This is a genomic window from Porphyromonas uenonis 60-3 (assembly GCF_000174775.1).
GTDB lineage: Bacteria > Bacteroidota > Bacteroidia > Bacteroidales > Porphyromonadaceae > Porphyromonas > Porphyromonas uenonis_A.
Genome location: NZ_ACLR01000220.1, coordinates 1 through 16472, shown reverse-complemented (window position 1 = coordinate 16472; position 16472 = coordinate 1). Strand labels below are relative to the sequence as shown.

Here is a 16472-nt window from a genome sequence, read left to right as displayed (position 1 = left end):
GCTTTAAGCGTAAGTATTTGTTCAATAGAGGTTGAAGGCTCCCCTTCTATATCTGTTTCATAGCCCTTGCTTGGATTGGGCTCATTGCGCATACCGCCCCCACAAGCGGTTAGAAGAGTTGCTACCATTAGCCCACATAGCACTGCTACTAGGCTCCATTTCTTTGTCGTATTCATATCTCTATTTTTGGTTTGTTGGTTATCTAGATTGCTGTTCCTTAACCTCTTACGATTAAGATTGTCTGCTTCATCTCTACTACAAAGATAACAAAAAACTCTGACACTACCAAGTTTTTCTAGCTAATTTCTATCCGTAAAAGAGAAATTAGCCATCTATTCTCTTGTCTATATGGAAAATAAGTCGTATATTTGCCACTGTGATGAAGAGATAGTTCCTACCTCCTTCCACCGAGGTCTTTGAAAGTGCCTGTTTGGCTACAATTTGGCTACACGATGTTTCACGAAATTCGTAGTACCCTATAAACGAGATGTTTATAAAGTTACTTTCGCTTCTTCCGAAGTTTCATTTCATTCTTCCGAAGTTTTATTTCGAACTTCCGATGTATTTCTGATTTCCTCGGTAGAGATTTGAGATCTCCTAGTGAATTATTTGGTAAATACTTCGTATCCCCCCGAAGTTGTCGGTACAAGAAATCAGCTCTAGTTGGCTTCCACCCTAGGTGTACAAGTATGTCTGGGGCGGGAGGATGAATCTTTTTGCATTTTGGAGTGCCGAATACTTGCTTCATTGGGAAATAAGGCGTAACTTTGTGGTACATATCCGATAATCCTAATCATTAAATCAAATGAAGACAAGTGAGATCATTGCCCAGCTAGAGGCAAAGCATCCAGGCGAGCCGGAGTTCATCCAGGCTGTCCGTGAGGTCCTCCTTTCTATCGAGGACATTTACAACCAGCATCCAGAGTTTGAGAAGAACAAGATCGTCGAGCGCCTCGTTGAGCCCGACCGTATCTTCACCTTCCGTATCCCCTGGGTAGACGACAAGGGTGAGGTACAGATCAACCTCGGTTACCGCGTACAGTTCAACAATGCCATTGGCCCGTACAAGGGTGGTACGCGTTTCCACCACACGGTGAACCTCTCTACGCTTAAGTTCCTCGGCTTCGAGCAGACCTTCAAGAATGCCCTCTCTACTCTTCCTATGGGTGGTGGCAAGGGTGGCTCTGACTTCTCTCCAAAGGGTAAGAGCGAGCGCGAGATCATGCGCTTCTGCCAGGCTTATGTCACAGAGCTCTACAAGTACATTGGGCCGGACATGGACGTACCTGCAGGTGACGTAGGTGTCGGTGGTCGTGAGGTAGGCTTTATGTACGGTATGTACAAGAAGCTCACCCGTGAGTGCACTGGTACCTTCACTGGCAAGGGCTTTGAGTTCGGTGGTTCACGCCTCCGTCCTGAGTCTACTGGCTACGGTGCTATCTACATGGTCAATGATATCTGCAAGCAGCACAACATCGAGTTCAAGGGCAAGACAGTCGCTGTCTCAGGCTTCGGTAATGTCGCTTGGGGTGCTACTATGAAGGCTACTGAGCTAGGCGCTAAGGTCGTCTGCATCTCTGGTCCTGATGGTTACATCTACGATGAGAACGGTATCAACACGCAGGAGAAGTTTGACTACATGTGCGAGCTCCGCAACAGTGGTAACGATGTCGTAGAGCCATACGCTAAGAAGTTTGGCGCACAGTTCTTCGCTGGCAAGAAGCCTTGGGAGCACAAGGTAGACATCGCTCTCCCCTGCGCTATCCAGAACGAGCTCAACCTTGAGGATGCTAAGAAGCTTGTTGCAAACGGTGTAACAATCGTTGCTGAGGTTTCTAACATGGGTTGTACAGCAGAGGCTGCTGAGTTCTTCGTTGAGAAGCGCATCATCTTCGCTCCTGGTAAGGCTGTCAACTGCGGTGGTGTCTCTTGCTCTTGCCTAGAGATGTCACAGAACGCAGCTCACATCTACTGGTCTGAGGCTGAGGTAGACGAGCGTCTACATCAGATCATGAAGGACATCCACACTCAGTGCGTAGAGTATGGTAAGGAGCCAGACGGCTACATCAACTACGTCAAGGGTGCTAACATTGCAGGCTTCATGAAGGTTGCCAAGGCAATGATTGGTCAGGGCGTCTGCTAAAACAGATATACAGCACAATAGCCTAGCTACACACGTATGCGTGTCAGCTAGGCTATAGCTTATACCTTATTTGTTTGCCTTTTCATTACAGAGGGTCGCTACTCATTGAATAGCGACCCTCTTGCTATCTTATACCTACGGTCTTATCACCAACGAATCGGCTCGTAGCCGTATCGCTGTAGGTAGGCATTGGCCTTGGAAAAGTGCCGACAGCCGAAGAAGCCTCGATGAGCCGACAGTGGACTAGGATGAGGTGCCTCGAGGATGAGGTGCTTCTGGCGATCTATGAGCGCTCGCTTACAGCGCGCATAGTTGCCCCACAGCATGAAGACGAGGTGCTCTCTCTGGCTACTCAAGAGGGAGATGACCTGATCGGTGAAAGTCTCCCACCCGCGTCCCTGATGCGAGCCTGCTTCGTGTGCTACGACCGTGAGCGTAGCGTTCAGCAGGAGCACTCCCTGACGGCACCAAGGAGTCAGATGCCCCCCGACGATCTGCGAGGGATGTCCTAGGTCGGAGGAGATCTCGGTCAATATGTTGCGCAGACTGGGTGGTACCTCGACACCCTCAGGCACAGAGAAGGCTAGTCCCTCGGCTTGCCCCACGCCGTGGTAAGGGTCCTGCCCGAGGATGACGACTCGCACATCTTCGAAGGGACAAAGGTCAAAGGCCCGAAAGATCTGCCCTCCAGGGGGGTAGATCCTCTTCGTCTGATACTCCGAGCGCACAAAGGAGGTCAAGGTCTCAAAGTAAAACTTCTCAAACTCCTCCTCCAGCACCCGATGCCAGCTAGGCTCTATACGGACATTCATACGATACGGCTCTTTAGTTTTATCAATAAGCTAAGCGAGTCTCCTCTGAGCAACGGTATCAGTGTCGCTACTAGAGGAGACTCGCATATGATAGTCGGTAAGCTCGGACTACTCGCCCCAGCGCTGTACGACAGCCTCCTGAAGCATCTCTCTAAACTTAGGATGTGCTATGCCGATCAGCGCCTCAGCACGCTCACGAGCCGTCTTACCACGGAGACGTGCCACGCCATACTCCGTGATGACGTAGTCCACATCGTTGCGACCCGTCGTGATGGCCGCACCCTCTGCTAGGATAGGCACGATACGACTGATCTCGCCACCCTTGGCCGTAGAGGCAAAAGCGAGGATACTGCGCCCGCCCTTGGAGCGTCTAGCACCACGCATGAAGTCCACCTGACCGCCAGAGCCACTGAGCATGCTGTAGCCGATACTCTCTGCATTGACCTGACCGAGGAGGTCGATCTCTAGGCAGGAATTGATTGAAACCATGTTGTCGATACTTGCCACGACAAAGGGGTCATTCGTATAGCTCACTGGATACATCTCAACATCCTCATTGTGGTCGAAGAAGTCGTACAGCTCCTTCGTACCCATCGCAAAGGCCGTGACCACCTTGTTCGGGTTGCGCGTCTTACGCTTACCCGTGATTACACCCTCACGCATCAGCTTCATAACCCCATCGGTGATCATCTCTGAGTGGATACCTAGATCCTTGCGATCCTTAAGGTTGCTCAGGACAGCATCGGGGATAGCGCCAATGCCAAGCTGTAGCGTGTCGCCATCCTTGATCATCGAAGCACAGATCTCACCGATCTTGCGCTCTATCTCGCCAGGCACAGCGGGTGGCACCTCGGGCACAGCCGTGCTCACCTCGATGATATGATCCAGCTTCGTCACATGGATGAGGTTATCACCACCGATGAAGGGGAGCTGATCATTGACCTCTGCGATGACCACCCGCGCAGCATCGGTAGCGGGCTTGGTATAGTCGCACGAGAGACTAAAGGAGCAGTAGCCCTCCTCATTGGGCCTGGTCAACTGCACGATAGCTACATCCACAGGATAGAAGCCATCGGTAAAGAGACCTGGCACCTCGTGAAAGTGGCAGGGGAAGAAGTCCACTAGGCCCGCACGGCACGCCTTGCGAGCATTAGACTCAAGGAAGTTGATCTTGAGATTAAAGTTTTTCGCTATTTCTGGCGTAAACTGGTAGCCAGCGCCATAGTACAGGACGTGAAAGATATTACCTGCAGGTAGCTCAGCGACATGCTCCATCATACTCTTGAGGGTTGTGTCTGGGGCAGCAGCCGCATGACCTACGACAATGTTACACCCCTCTGTTAGCTCCTTCTTGAGAGCCTCTAGGGGGGTGGTCAGATGAGATTGATAATAGGACTTCCAGTCCTGATTCTTTTGCATAGTGTGTCTTGCTTATCTGTTGTTTGAAATGATGTCTATACTTAACCCTTGGAGGCGCTTCCTCGCCCATACTGACTTAGAGCGAGGAGCGCATCAAACTTTGCGGTTACAAAGATACACATTCTTACGGAAGCGACTTACTCGTAAGCCAGCTCCAGGATCTGTCGTACGATCTCGGGCGTCATATTCTGATGCTCTCCGAGCACCGTGCCACGCTCTGTGAAGCGACGCACCACCTCGTCGATTACTTCGTGAGAAACCTCCGCATCGCGTAGCGTGACCGAGAGACCGAGCTTAGCAAAGAACTGCTTCGTCGCCTCGATAGCTGCCGTGATAGCATGCTCCTCGCCTTGGCACGACTGAGGAGTAAAGCCCCATATACGAGCAGCATACTGCAGGAGCTTGTCCTGCTTGCCTAGATGGCGCATCACCTGTAGCGTAGCGGGCAGGATGATAGCGAGCGTATGACCGTGCGTCAGTCCCGTCAGGGCGGTCACCTCGTGACCTATGTAGTGCGTACTCCAGTCTTGGTCCACGCCCCACGAGAGATAGCCGTTGAGCCCGACGGTAGCGCAGAGCATGAACTCACCCATCAGATCGACGTCCTGATGATTATGCGTTAGCCCTGGAGCAATCTCAATGAGCGTGTGTAGCACTCCCTCAGCCATACGATCCATCAGGAGCGGGCTCCGCATCGTCGTCATGTACTGCTCCATAACATGTACGAAGGTATCTGCCAGTCCGCATGCTACCTGATAAGGAGGTAGCGAGGTCGGCACACGAGGATCTAAGATAGCGAAGCGTGGATGCTTACTCGAGAATGAATACTTCTCCTGCGTCTCCCGACAAGAGATGACGCCACCGCTATTCATCTCCGAGCCCGTAGCAGGAATCGTGAGTACGACCCCAAGAGGTAGATGCTCGCCTCTATGCTTGCCAGCACGAACTATATCCCAGGGGTCCTGATCACTGCACATCGCAGCGATGATCAGCTTGCTCGCATCGATGACTGAGCCACCACCCACAGCTAGGACAAAGTCGCACTGCTCCTGACGACCCAGCTGGACAGCCTTACGGATCGTCTCGACCGTAGGATTGGACTCAATGCCCCAGAACTCGGTCACCGAGCGTCCCTCCAGTGCTTGGCACACGGCATCGTAGACGCCATTGCGTCGTATGCTACCACCGCCCATCACCAGGAGGATGCGGTAGTGAGGTTCTATGAGTCGCGAGAGCTGAGCTATGCGACCTTCGCCGAAGACAATCCGAGTGGGATTGTAGTATGTAAAGGGTTGTATCATGCTTCTTGGTAGATTAAAGTGTGAATAAAGATGGGCTTCGTAGCCTTGCCAAGAGCAAAGATACGAGTTTAGTCCGTGACCTGCAGGTAAAGCTGGTCAATGATGCCGTCCGCCACGCCAATCGTTGGCACGATCACCTGATCAGCGTGCAGGGCAGCGACGACTCTGGTGAAAAGCTCTCCCGCTGGGACGATCACATCGGAGCGGTCAGGCTTCAGATTAAAGCGGGTCATCCGCTGCTCATCGGTCAGCGCTGCCAGAGTCTCGTAGATCTCCTGTAGCGCCTCAGCAGAGATAAAGCGGGTATCAGGCTTAGCAAGGTCAGTCGTGCCATTGAGCCGAGCAAGCCGATTGATGTTGCCACCCGTACCAACGATGGTCGCAGCTCCATACTGACTGTACAGATCTGCGAGGTACTGGTCAAAAGCCTCGAAGGTCGCATCCCGCACTACCCCACTTAGCATACGCACCGTACCGATGTCAAAGGAGCGTGTGGCGACAGGCTCTCCAGCCACATAGAGATTCAACTCTGTGCTACCTCCGCCCACATCCATAAAGAGGTAGTTGCGATCTGTCGTAACGATGCGATGTACCTTACTTTGCGCCACGAGAGCGGCTTCTTCCTCGCCTGAGATCACTTCTATCTCTATGCCCGTCTTACGCAGCACCTTGTCCACAATCTCCTGAGCATTGCTCGCCTCACGCATCGCTGAGGTAGCGCAGGCGCGGTAGTGAGCTACGTCGTAGATCTTCATCAGATGCTTGTAGACCTTCATAAGAGAGAGTATATCACGCTGCTTCCTCTTAGATATTTGACCAGAGATAAAAGCATCTTCGCCCAGTCGGAGTGGCACACGCAGGAGCTGTACCTTGCTGAGCGGTTGCTCGGAGAGGTCGCTATTGACGCACTTGATGAGGAGCCGCACGGCATTCGAGCCGATGTCGATGGCGGCGAGGTTAAGCTTTCTCATATCTTCGTATCAGTGTCTATGTCTTGCTGTAGGTAGTAAGCGTAGAGGTCGGTCTGCGAGCGGTACCATGGCGTCGGAGCCTCCTCACGCCGAGGACGACCGTCGTGACTATTGACATAGTGTCCCTGCGAGACATCTTGCAGTCCGCACGCCACGATGTGATGCAGGTCTCGCTGTATCTCCTTATCGTAGACAGGAGCCACCACCTCGATACGACGATCCAGATTGCGCTGCATCCAGTCGGCCGAGCCGATGAAGTAGAGCGGATCGTCATTATTGCAAAAGATAAAGATGCGCGAGTGCTCCAAATAACGATCTATGATACCGTAGACACGAATGTTTTCGCTCACTCCCTTGACACCAGGCACCAGCGAGCAATTGCCACGCACCAAGAGGTCAATGTCCACCCCCGCCTGAGAAGCTGCATAGAGACGCTTGATGAGGGCGGGATCGACGATGTGATTCACCTTCACCATAATATAAGCTGGCTTACCCGCAAGCTTGTTTTTGATCTCCCGATTGATCAACGCGATAAAGCGACGACGCATATCATTTGGCGAAACCAGCAACTCCTTAAAGTGAGTATCCAGGTAAGGCTTCTCAATGTACTTAAAGACATCCGCCACCTCTTTCGCTACACTCTTATTGGCCGTCATGAGCATCACGTCAGTGTAGACACGCGCTGTGCCCTCGTGCATATTGCCCGTACCTATGCAGGCTATATCTCCATGTCGGGTCGTGATATGGACCAGCTTGCTATGTATCTTCAGTGTCTCAGGACCAAAGAGCACATTGATGCCCGCCTCGATCATCTCCTTAGCCCAGGCTATGTTGCTCTCCTCGTCAAAGCGCGCCAGCAGCTCCACGACGACCGTCACCTTCTTGCCATTCTTAGCCGCAGCAATCAGGGCGTTGATCACGTTCGAGTCCTTGGCGACACGGTATAGCGTACACTTGATCCCCCGTACCTCATCGCTAATAGCAGCCTCACGAAGGAGGCGCAGGAAGCGATTGAAACTGTGATAGGGAAAGTGCAAATGCCGGTCTCGATGTAGCACCTGATCGATCATACTCTCCGTGAAGTCGATGCCATCGCCTAGGATCGGCATCTGTGGCTCATTGCACAAGTCTTGGCGACCGCACTTAGGGAAGTCCATCAGATCACGCAGATTGTGGTAACGCCCGCCAGCCACCTTGGCATCGTTGCTGTCTAGTCCCGCCTTACGAAAGATCTTATTGCGCAGCGAACCAGGCATATCGGCATCGTAGACCACACGGAGCATCTCCCCCTTGCGACGACGACGCAGTCCCTTGGAGACACGCTGCACCACACCCACATCGACATCCTCCTCACGAATGTCCATCTCCGCATCCTTGGTAAACTTAAAGGTGTAAGCCTCGAAAGAGTTGAACCGCAAGCCCGCAAAGATATACTTAAGGTTGAAGCGTATCACATCATCGAGGAACATGATGCAGACCCGCCCCTCCTCATCGTCTGCGATACGGATGAAGCGGCCGAACTTCTCCACAGGAGCCTTGATGATGCCGACGCTCTGGCGCAATGGTTTGCCACTCCCCTGCTCTAGCTCCTTCATCTGCACCGCCAGGTAGATCGACTCCTCTATCTGATCTGCCGAAAAGTCCATCTTGCGCAGCGAAAGCGGATTCGTACTCGCGCCTAGCTGCCGAATGTAGAAGTCAAAGACTTGCTCCTCTTGCCGTGGAGTCAGCTCCAGCTCGTTGACTACTCGTATGCCGGCCTCAGTCAGATCATCCAGTGCCTGCTGAAAGTTTTCCTCAAAGGTCTCGGCATACTCCTTATTGAGCTTGTAGATCTTGCGCAGCGTACGCTCCGCCTTCTTACGTTGCAGGGCTGATAAATCCTCGTCCTCTGCGATACGACGTAGCGAAGCCACGCGCACACGGAAAAACTCGTCCAGATTGTTTGAGTAGATGCCCAGGAAGTTCAGTCGCTCCATCAGCGGAACATCCTCTCGTGCACTCTCTAGGAGGATGCGCCGATTGAAGGACATCCAGCTTATATCTCGATCTATGTAGGGGAATTTGGTCACTTTGCGTTTCGTTGTCTTGCCCATAAGTTGCGCTACTATGGTATCTGGGCAAATATACTACTTGTATGTTGAGGAACTGTTAAGGGATAGAGTTCTTCTCCCCCCGCCCTAGTCACGGCGGAAGATGTCTCGTGTGTAGACTCGCTCGGCGACATCATCGAGGTCAGCGTGGTAGCGGTTCGTAATGATAGCCTGAGAGCGAGCCTTAAAGGTCGCTAAGTCGTTCTCCACGATACTCCCGAAGAAGGTCGTATGCTGCGCCAGCGTAGGCTCGTAGATGATGACCTTAGCCCCCTTTGCCTTGATGCGCTTCATCACCCCCTGGATCGAGGAGTGACGGAAGTTGTCGCTGTGGCTCTTCATCGTCAGGCGGTAGATGCCGATGACGCACTCACGCTCTTGCGTCGGGTCGTACTGATTCTCCTCCATATAACTATAGTAACCTGCCATCTTGAGGACCTGATCAGCGATGAAGTCCTTGCGCGTACGATTGCTCGCCACGATTGCGCCGATGATGTTTTGTGGCACAGCATCGTAGTTAGCGAGGAGCTGCTTCGTATCCTTAGGCAGGCAGTAGCCTCCATAGCCAAAGGAGGGATTATTGTAATGATCGCCAATGCGAGGATCTAGGCAAACGCCCTCGATGATGCTCTTGCTATCCAGCTCCTTAAGCTCGGCATAGGTGTCCAGCTCGTTGAAGTAGGAGACCCGTAGCGCCAGATAGGTATTGGCAAAAAGCTTGACCGCCTCAGCCTCCGTCGTACCCATCAGTAGCACAGGCATATCTTGGCGAATAGCCCCCTCACGTATCAGCTCGGCAAAGCGCTCTGCACGCTCCTGCTGATGACTACTCTGCTTGTCATAACCCACGATAATGCGCGAAGGGTAAAGATTGTCGTAGAGCGCCTTGCTCTCACGAAGGAACTCTGGCGCAAAGAGTATATCCTCGTACCCCATCAACTCGCGCAGATGAGCCGTATAGCCCACAGGCACCGTAGACTTGACCACGATCGTCGCTACGGGATTGCAGGCTCGCACGGCAGAGACCACCGCCTCGACGGCAGAGGTGTTGAAGAAGTTCTGCACTGGGTCATAATTGGTCGGTGTAGCCACCACGACAAAGTCCGCCCCTCGATAAGCCTCCTCGGCATCTAGCGTAGCACGTAGCCGAAGCTGTCGTGTCGCCAAGTACTCCTCGAGGTAGTCGTCCTGTATCGGTGACTGACGCTGATTGATTAGGTCCACCCGCTCGGGCAAGACGTCCACGCCCACCACCTCGTGGTGCTGCGCTAGGAGTACCGCCACCGAGAGTCCCACATAGCCCATGCCTGCGACTGCTATCTTCATACGTCTAGAGATTAGATTGTAGTTAGTGTCTGGACAAAAATACAACAATTCGTGGATAGAAACTCACAACGCTGACTTCACACCAGGGCTGACGCATTATATATAGTTATTGCTGTCCAGTGAAAGCTTTTTGAGGGGGCATCGGGTAGATCGTTCTGCAGAAATGAGCTAACTACCAGTACCACTTGGGTGAAACTAAAGTTCCATACGGGGTGAAACTAAAGTTTCTTAGGCATGAAACTAGAGTTTCCTAGGTGTGAAACTAGAGTTTCCTACGAAGAAAACTGTAGATTGGTCGAAGTCGAGTAGTCGGACAGCAATACTATATAATGAATTCATCCAAGTCTCGCTTGTCGCTAATGTGTAGCTCCTAACGGAGCAATTATAATGCGTCAGCCCTGCATCATATAGAATTCGAAGCTTTTTGTACTTTTGCATCTGGGAATGACTAGTCATATGTTTGTGTGGATGGTTTGACCCTCAGTTCTCTGCTATCACTCTGAGGCAGGCGCTGGTCGTCTACTACCGTAATCTTTGTGAGCGGGCTCGCGTGCACGCTCACCGGTGTGTGGACTCGTAAATCTATAATCTCAAACTTATAATATGAAGCAAAGTAATCAACAGATCTTTCTCCACGCCCTCGGGGTGTCTTTCTTTCTCGTGATGCTCTGGTCATCACTGACGCTGTCTGCTCAGCAGACAAACTACTCGGTCACTTTCACCACCGCTAAGCAGGTCGGTGAGCAGATTGAGTTCGGCTATATCGCTAAGAGTGTCAATCAACTCACCATTGACGGTATCAAGGAGCAACCATCTAAATTAAACTCAGGCTCTGTCAAGTATACCCTTACCAAGCAGGAGATTACGATACGTGGAGAGCTATCCTACCTCTTCGTATCAGATGCTATGCTGACCAAGCTAGACGTGACTCAAATGCCTTCGCTGGAGAATCTTAACTGCTCAAAAAATCAACTTACCACACTCGACCTATCTCGCTGTGTGAAGCTAAAAAGCATCCTCTGCTTTAGCAATGACATCACGCAGATCAAAGGACTATCTTCCGCTACACAGCTCCAGAGACTCCTCTGCAATGAGAATGCACTCTCTACACTAGACCTACCAAGATCTACAGCTTTGTCCACTTTAGACTGTGCTCAGAACTATCTATCCGCACTAGATCTCTCTAAGGCTCCGAACCTTAAAACGCTCACTTGCTCGAAGAATCAGATTGCGACGCTAGACCTATCACAGACCCCTAACTTGGTCGCTCTTAGTTGTGGAGACAATATGCTAAAGGGGCTAGATCTCTCTGGTGTAAAGAGTCTTAGCTACCTAGAGTGCCCACGCAATCAAATCAAAGGAATCAGTATGACGCATCTGATGAGTACGCTACCCACACCTACTCAGGAGGGACGTCTTATCCTCGTCTCAAGCCGTAAGGCAAATCAAGACAATGAGGCGACAAAGGCTGATGTGGCAAATGCTCGCTCTCGCAATTGGAAGGTCCTCAACGACAACCAAGAGGAGTACGAGGGTATCGCAGAGACTTTTGCTGTAACACTCGTCACTGGCGATGGGGGCACGGCAAAAATTGAGGGTGCCAAGGACTTAGCAAAGGTTACGGAAGGTACCCAGCTAACGGTCATTGCTACTCCACAGACGGGCTTTGAACTGGACAAGATCATGGCGGGAAGCGAGGACATCACAACGAGCAAGCAATTTGTCGTCAAGCAAGCTACCAAGGTCCAAGTCTCTTTCAAGAAGAAGCCCATCACACCAGAACCTAAGAAGACTTTTGCGGTAACACTCGTCACTGGCGATGGGGGCACGGCAAAGATCGAGGGGACCAAGGACTTAGCAAAGGTTACGGAAGGTACCCAGCTAACGGTCATCGCTACCCCACAGACGGGCTTTGAACTGGACAAGATCATGGCGGGAAGCGAGGACATCACAACGAGCAAGCAATTTGTCGTCAAGCAAGCTACCAAGGTCCAAGTCTCTTTCAAGAAGAGCACGGCCATCACTGACGTAGCTAGTGCACAGTTGCAGATTTATCCCAATCCCACGACTCAGGAGCTACACATCGCAGGTGTTGCGCCACATTTGCCACTGACACTATACAATGTAGCGGGCGAGGCTTCGGCAGTCGCTAGGTCAGACTCGCAGGGCGTGGCTGAGATGGACTTGAGCCATCTGCCAGCAGGAATCTACCTACTCCAGATCTCAGGAGAGTTGCATCGCATCGTACTCCAGAATCGCTAAGCGACTACACTAACCCACGTAAAGAGAGGAGACGACCAACCAATGTGGCCGTCTCCTCTTGCTTTTATGCAGGAGCCTTATGGGGTTCTAGCGTCAGCTCCGCAAGAGCGAGCGCGTCAGATGCCGAAGCGGTCGGTCGAGAGCTGTGTGGGCTCCTTCGTCTGCACCTTGTCAAAGCTACCGAACGTGTAGCTCAGATGGAGTGAGAAGCGGGTATTGTAGCGCGAGGGACGGAAGCCCACCTGATGGATGCCGTAGTTGACCCGCACCCGTAGCACACCCGCATTGAGGAGGTCGTCTCCTCGCAGGGTGAGGCTCCACTTCTTATCCTGGCTGGTCCACTTAGCACGACAAGCGAGGTTGTATATATCACCTAGACTATAGTAGCCCTGTATGGCTCCATGCAGATAGCTCCCATCTAGCCCGATGGTGATATTGTGCTTTTGGCTGAGCCTAAACTCATTAGAGAGGGCGACATAGTACTGAGGCTTGGTGCACTGATAGGTCGGCTCGTAGGGAATGTCTAGCTTGACCGAGTTAAGCTGACCATTGAGGGTCAGGCGCGCGTTCCACCACTTGGTCTGAGGCAGTGGTACGACAGCTCCGATACTAGCATTACTGGCATAGTGCCAGTTCCACGTTTTGTAGACCAAACGACTTCTATCAGGGTCTAGATACATCTGCTGCTCGAAGCGATGAGGCTGATAGTAACCGCTCAGGAAGAAGACATACCTCTGCTTGAAGATGTAGTTCACCTGCCCAAAGTACGTCACGTAAGGCCTAATCTGTGGATTACCCTCCCAGAGCTGGTAGCGATCATCCGCACGTGAGAAGGGCTCACGCTCCCAATAGCTCGGGTCCCTCTTGACAGATTGTATATTCACCTGTAAGACATGGTTGGGATTGCGTGCGTAGCTGAGACTAGCCTGCGGGATAATCTGAAAGGTCTCATACGCACCTATATAGTTCGCATAGTCACCAATCAAGGTTAGCCCGAGGCTTAGCCCATTCTTAAACTGCTTTTTACCGCCTATATAGAGGTCCGCCAGTAGCTCTTTACTGGTTCCTGACACTGCGTCGCTTGGCACTTGCTGACCATTTCGCCAGAGGTAGGTTTGTCCATTGATCGTCTTGGAGTAGGAGACCTTGGTGCCGTACGACAGACCCCAGCCACCATCCCAGCTATGACTATTGTCGATATGCCCGCCCCACACCTGCGAGAGCTGATCACTCGTATAGCTCGTAGCATAAGGTGAGCGAGGAGAATGCTCCATACCATAGAGCACCTCTCTGTGATCCCGATAGTGCGTGTAGAAGAGACCCGCCAGCAAGTTGCCACCCAGTCTGTAGTTTATAGCAACGTGATGCGTATTATCATTGCCTTTATTGAGTGACTCTAGGGGTTCACGCTCCTTTTGGTTGACTTGGTAGCGGGTCGTTCCCTCGGGAGGGGTCAAGCTCCCGTAGTAGTCAACGGATAGCGCATGTCGCCCGAACTTATACCCGAGCTCGGCAAAGAGCGTATGCTTGTTATAGTTCGTATAGCCGCTGTTTTCTATCGCAAGCCCCTTGGTATAGCGACCAAAGGGAGCTATATCGTAGATTAAGTCACTTCGGATTTTACCTAGACTAGCCCTATAATTGGCAGTGACGGAGAAGCCATTGGAAGCAGAGTAGTTGACACTACCACCCGCAGCGTAGTTGCTGTAGTACCGATTGCTATACTCAGTAAAGAGCTGACCAGAGGTGCCACTCAGAGGGCTGCCCGCAGCCTGCCCCTTGAAGACTACATTGATCGAAGCGCCCTTAGCTCGATAGCGGGCAATGGGAGTATAGGAGATCTCCACACTAGACACCATCTCTCGGGGAATGCTCTTGAGACGCTCGAGCAACATCTCCTGAGGAACATTCGAGGGCTGACCATTGAAGACCAAGGTATACCCATTGGTCCCCACGAGCGTTGGCACATCGCCCTGCATCGACATACCAGGGAGCTGACCCAGCATCTCATAAGCGGTCGTGACAGAGCTATGCGCAAAGAGCTGATCAATATCGTAGCTCGGAGTGGTACCATCGACGAGCTTCATGAGCGGACGCTCGGCCTTGACCACCACCTCGCCCAGTTCACCTGTCGCTTGATCCATATAGAGCACGTCAGGCAGCGGAGCGTCAAGGCTCACGCGAAGTGTCTGATACGCTAGATGGTTAACCTGAAGCCAATGCGCCCCCTCACCTGATAGCTCAAAGGTCCCCCCGTCGCTCGAAAGCGTCGTGGAGACCACCGTCGAATCTGCCGAAAGCAATATGACAGTCGCCATAGAGATAGGCTCCTGGGTCACCCTATCTCTGAGCTGCCCGCGGTAAATCTCTCCCTGCTGCGTGCCCTGCGTCTGGGGCTGTGCGCTCTGAGATTGGGACTGTGCGTTCTGAGATTGCAGTGATTGCTGAACTTGCCCTTTGACTGTTTGTCCGCTGAGGCTCTTTTGGTGTGTCTCTCCGCTTAGGCTTTGAGTGAGCATCAAGCTAACTACAACCAATATCGCGAGAAGTCCGCCCTTTCTTCCTAACATCATAGCTCTTTTTGTCTGTATGTTTGTATGTCTGTATGTTACTACACTGCTTGTCGCAAAGGTACTTTTTTTTTAGATGCGCAAGCCAACCAAGACGAGTAACGGTTGTAGGGACGCTCGGTCGAGCGTCCGTTGTATCAAAGCGAGACCTATAGCGAAGCCACAACGTGTAATCGCTGTAGCGGGGTGTGTCAAAGGTTACAGCATCACGAATTTAACAGGGACTGCCACTCGTCTTGATAGGACTCCGACAGCTCTGATCACTCCGATAGCTCTAATCACTCCGATAGCTCTAACCCCTTCTACAAAACCAGTCTAGAGAGCAAAAAGAAACCGATCCGGGACTAGGTCGGTTATGCGAAAGCTTGCTTTCGTTGTAGTAAGGTAAGGACAGCAACCAGAGGGTAATCTACCGTCCCTACAAGGCTCGAAAGCCGATCTGTTGTAGACAAGCCCCTCTGGTGTTCAGCTACTAGAGACTCATTAGAAAGAAAATTCGGCTCAAAGCCTATAAAGTATTAGCGCCACAGTAGCCTAGCTGCCTTATCACTCACAAAGGTATGAAAAACTTCACTTACCAGCATCATCCTCTCCCCCTCAATTACGCAAACCTCACGAGTAGCGAAATGTAAAGCATCCCGGCTCGTGCATCCGTTGTGTCAAAGATAACCTGATGAAACAAGTAGCCACCGTCTAGGGACGCTCGGCTAGTGCCTAGCGGGAAGGCATCCGTTGTGTCAAAGGTTACCGCATCATGTTTTTAACGGGCCCTCTACTCGTCTTGATAGGACTCCTATCTCTTCGATCTCTCCGAAACCTCCGATGACTCTCTGAGACCTCCGATTACTCTCTGAGACCTCCGATAGTTCTGATAGTTCTGATAGCTCCGATTGCTCAGACACCCCAATCACTAACAGCCAACCGCAGAAAAATAAAACAACGGATGCTGTAACCTTTGACACAACGGACGCACAGATCGTGCGTCCCTACAGGGAGACGTATCACTCCTACAGCTCCGATTCCTCCGATCGTTTCAATCGTTCCAATACCTCCGATCCCGCCGATAGCCAACAGCTAAGAGCTAAGAGCTAACAGCCAACAGCACAAAAAGAGAGAGTCCCCAGACAGGTATCATACCTATCTGAGGACTCTCCAATGGGAAAGGCGGTTACCTACTCTCCCGATTTTACTCAGTACCATCGGCGCTATTGGGCTTAACTGCTCTGTTCGGAATGGGAAGAGGTGGATCCCCAACGCTATAACCACCTTAATGGGGTGACATACGTAGTCTTATATAGTTACTCCTGAAACTTATTGAGTCTGCGAGATTCACAAACTATCAAATACGCTGCTTCGTTTTTAGGCGTACACTCTAAGTAAGTCGTATAACTCAACTCTCTTAGCGAATCGTTCGGGTAATTAGTACTACTCGGCTTTGACATTACTGTCTTTACACCTGTAGCCTATCAAGGTCATCGTCTTTGACCACCCTCAATGAGATCTTATCTTAGGGTCGGCTTCGTGCTTAGATGCTTTCAGCACTTATCCTAGCCCGACTTAGCTACTCGGCATTAC

Annotated in this window: 9 protein-coding genes and 2 rRNA genes; 2 read left to right on the top strand and 9 right to left on the bottom strand. The window is 51.7% G+C overall.

Going from position 1 to position 16472, the window contains the following annotated elements; translation table 11 throughout:
• The first annotated feature begins 805 nt into the window (after positions 1–805).
• The gene (gene gdhA, locus PORUE0001_RS08690; RefSeq protein ID WP_007366073.1) at positions 806–2143 is read left to right on the top strand and encodes an NADP-specific glutamate dehydrogenase; all 1338 of its coding nucleotides are present in this window, start codon (positions 806–808) and stop codon (positions 2141–2143) included.
• Positions 2144–2289: 146 nt separating this feature from the next.
• Here gdhA and ung read toward each other — a convergent pair whose 3' ends face one another.
• The 6 genes from ung to PORUE0001_RS08660 all read right to left on the bottom strand — a co-directional run bounded on the left by ung (position 2290) and on the right by PORUE0001_RS08660 (position 10065).
• Positions 2290–2955 (bottom strand): uracil-DNA glycosylase, encoded by a 666-nt coding sequence (gene ung / locus PORUE0001_RS08685; protein ID WP_007366076.1) that lies wholly within the window; start codon positions 2953–2955, stop codon positions 2290–2292.
• 108 nt (positions 2956–3063) lie between these two features.
• The gene (locus PORUE0001_RS08680; protein ID WP_007366077.1) at positions 3064–4374 is read right to left on the bottom strand and encodes an acetyl-CoA hydrolase/transferase family protein; all 1311 of its coding nucleotides are present in this window, start codon (positions 4372–4374) and stop codon (positions 3064–3066) included.
• Positions 4375–4511: 137 nt separating this feature from the next.
• Positions 4512–5672 (bottom strand): iron-containing alcohol dehydrogenase, encoded by a 1161-nt coding sequence (locus PORUE0001_RS08675; RefSeq protein WP_198400690.1) that lies wholly within the window; start codon positions 5670–5672, stop codon positions 4512–4514.
• A 71-nt stretch (positions 5673–5743) separates the two neighbouring features.
• Positions 5744–6646 carry an exopolyphosphatase gene (locus PORUE0001_RS08670; protein ID WP_007366071.1) on the bottom strand — a complete coding sequence of 301 codons (903 nt, stop codon included), beginning with the start codon at positions 6644–6646 and terminating at the stop codon, positions 5744–5746.
• Positions 6643–8742: an RNA degradosome polyphosphate kinase gene (locus PORUE0001_RS08665; RefSeq protein WP_007366074.1), complete on the bottom strand. Its 2100-nt coding sequence runs from the start codon at positions 8740–8742 to the stop codon at positions 6643–6645. The genes PORUE0001_RS08670 and PORUE0001_RS08665 overlap by 4 nt, the downstream gene beginning before the upstream one ends.
• Before the next feature lie 84 nt (positions 8743–8826).
• Positions 8827–10065, bottom strand: coding sequence for a nucleotide sugar dehydrogenase (locus tag PORUE0001_RS08660; RefSeq protein WP_007366070.1), 1239 nt, complete (start codon positions 10063–10065; stop codon positions 8827–8829).
• Positions 10066–10668: 603 nt separating this feature from the next.
• Here PORUE0001_RS08660 and PORUE0001_RS08655 point away from each other — a divergent pair.
• The gene (locus PORUE0001_RS08655) at positions 10669–12327 is read left to right on the top strand and encodes a T9SS type A sorting domain-containing protein (protein ID WP_007366072.1); all 1659 of its coding nucleotides are present in this window, start codon (positions 10669–10671) and stop codon (positions 12325–12327) included.
• Between the two features lie 116 nt (positions 12328–12443).
• Here PORUE0001_RS08655 and PORUE0001_RS08650 read toward each other — a convergent pair whose 3' ends face one another.
• The 3 genes from PORUE0001_RS08650 to PORUE0001_RS08640 form a co-directional block, all read right to left on the bottom strand.
• Positions 12444–14900: an outer membrane beta-barrel protein gene (locus PORUE0001_RS08650; RefSeq protein ID WP_039865840.1), complete on the bottom strand. Its 2457-nt coding sequence runs from the start codon at positions 14898–14900 to the stop codon at positions 12444–12446.
• 1156 nt (positions 14901–16056) lie between these two features.
• Positions 16057–16167 (bottom strand): 5S ribosomal RNA (rrf, locus tag PORUE0001_RS08645).
• A 128-nt stretch (positions 16168–16295) separates the two neighbouring features.
• Positions 16296–16472 (bottom strand): 23S ribosomal RNA (locus PORUE0001_RS08640); the annotation flags it as partial.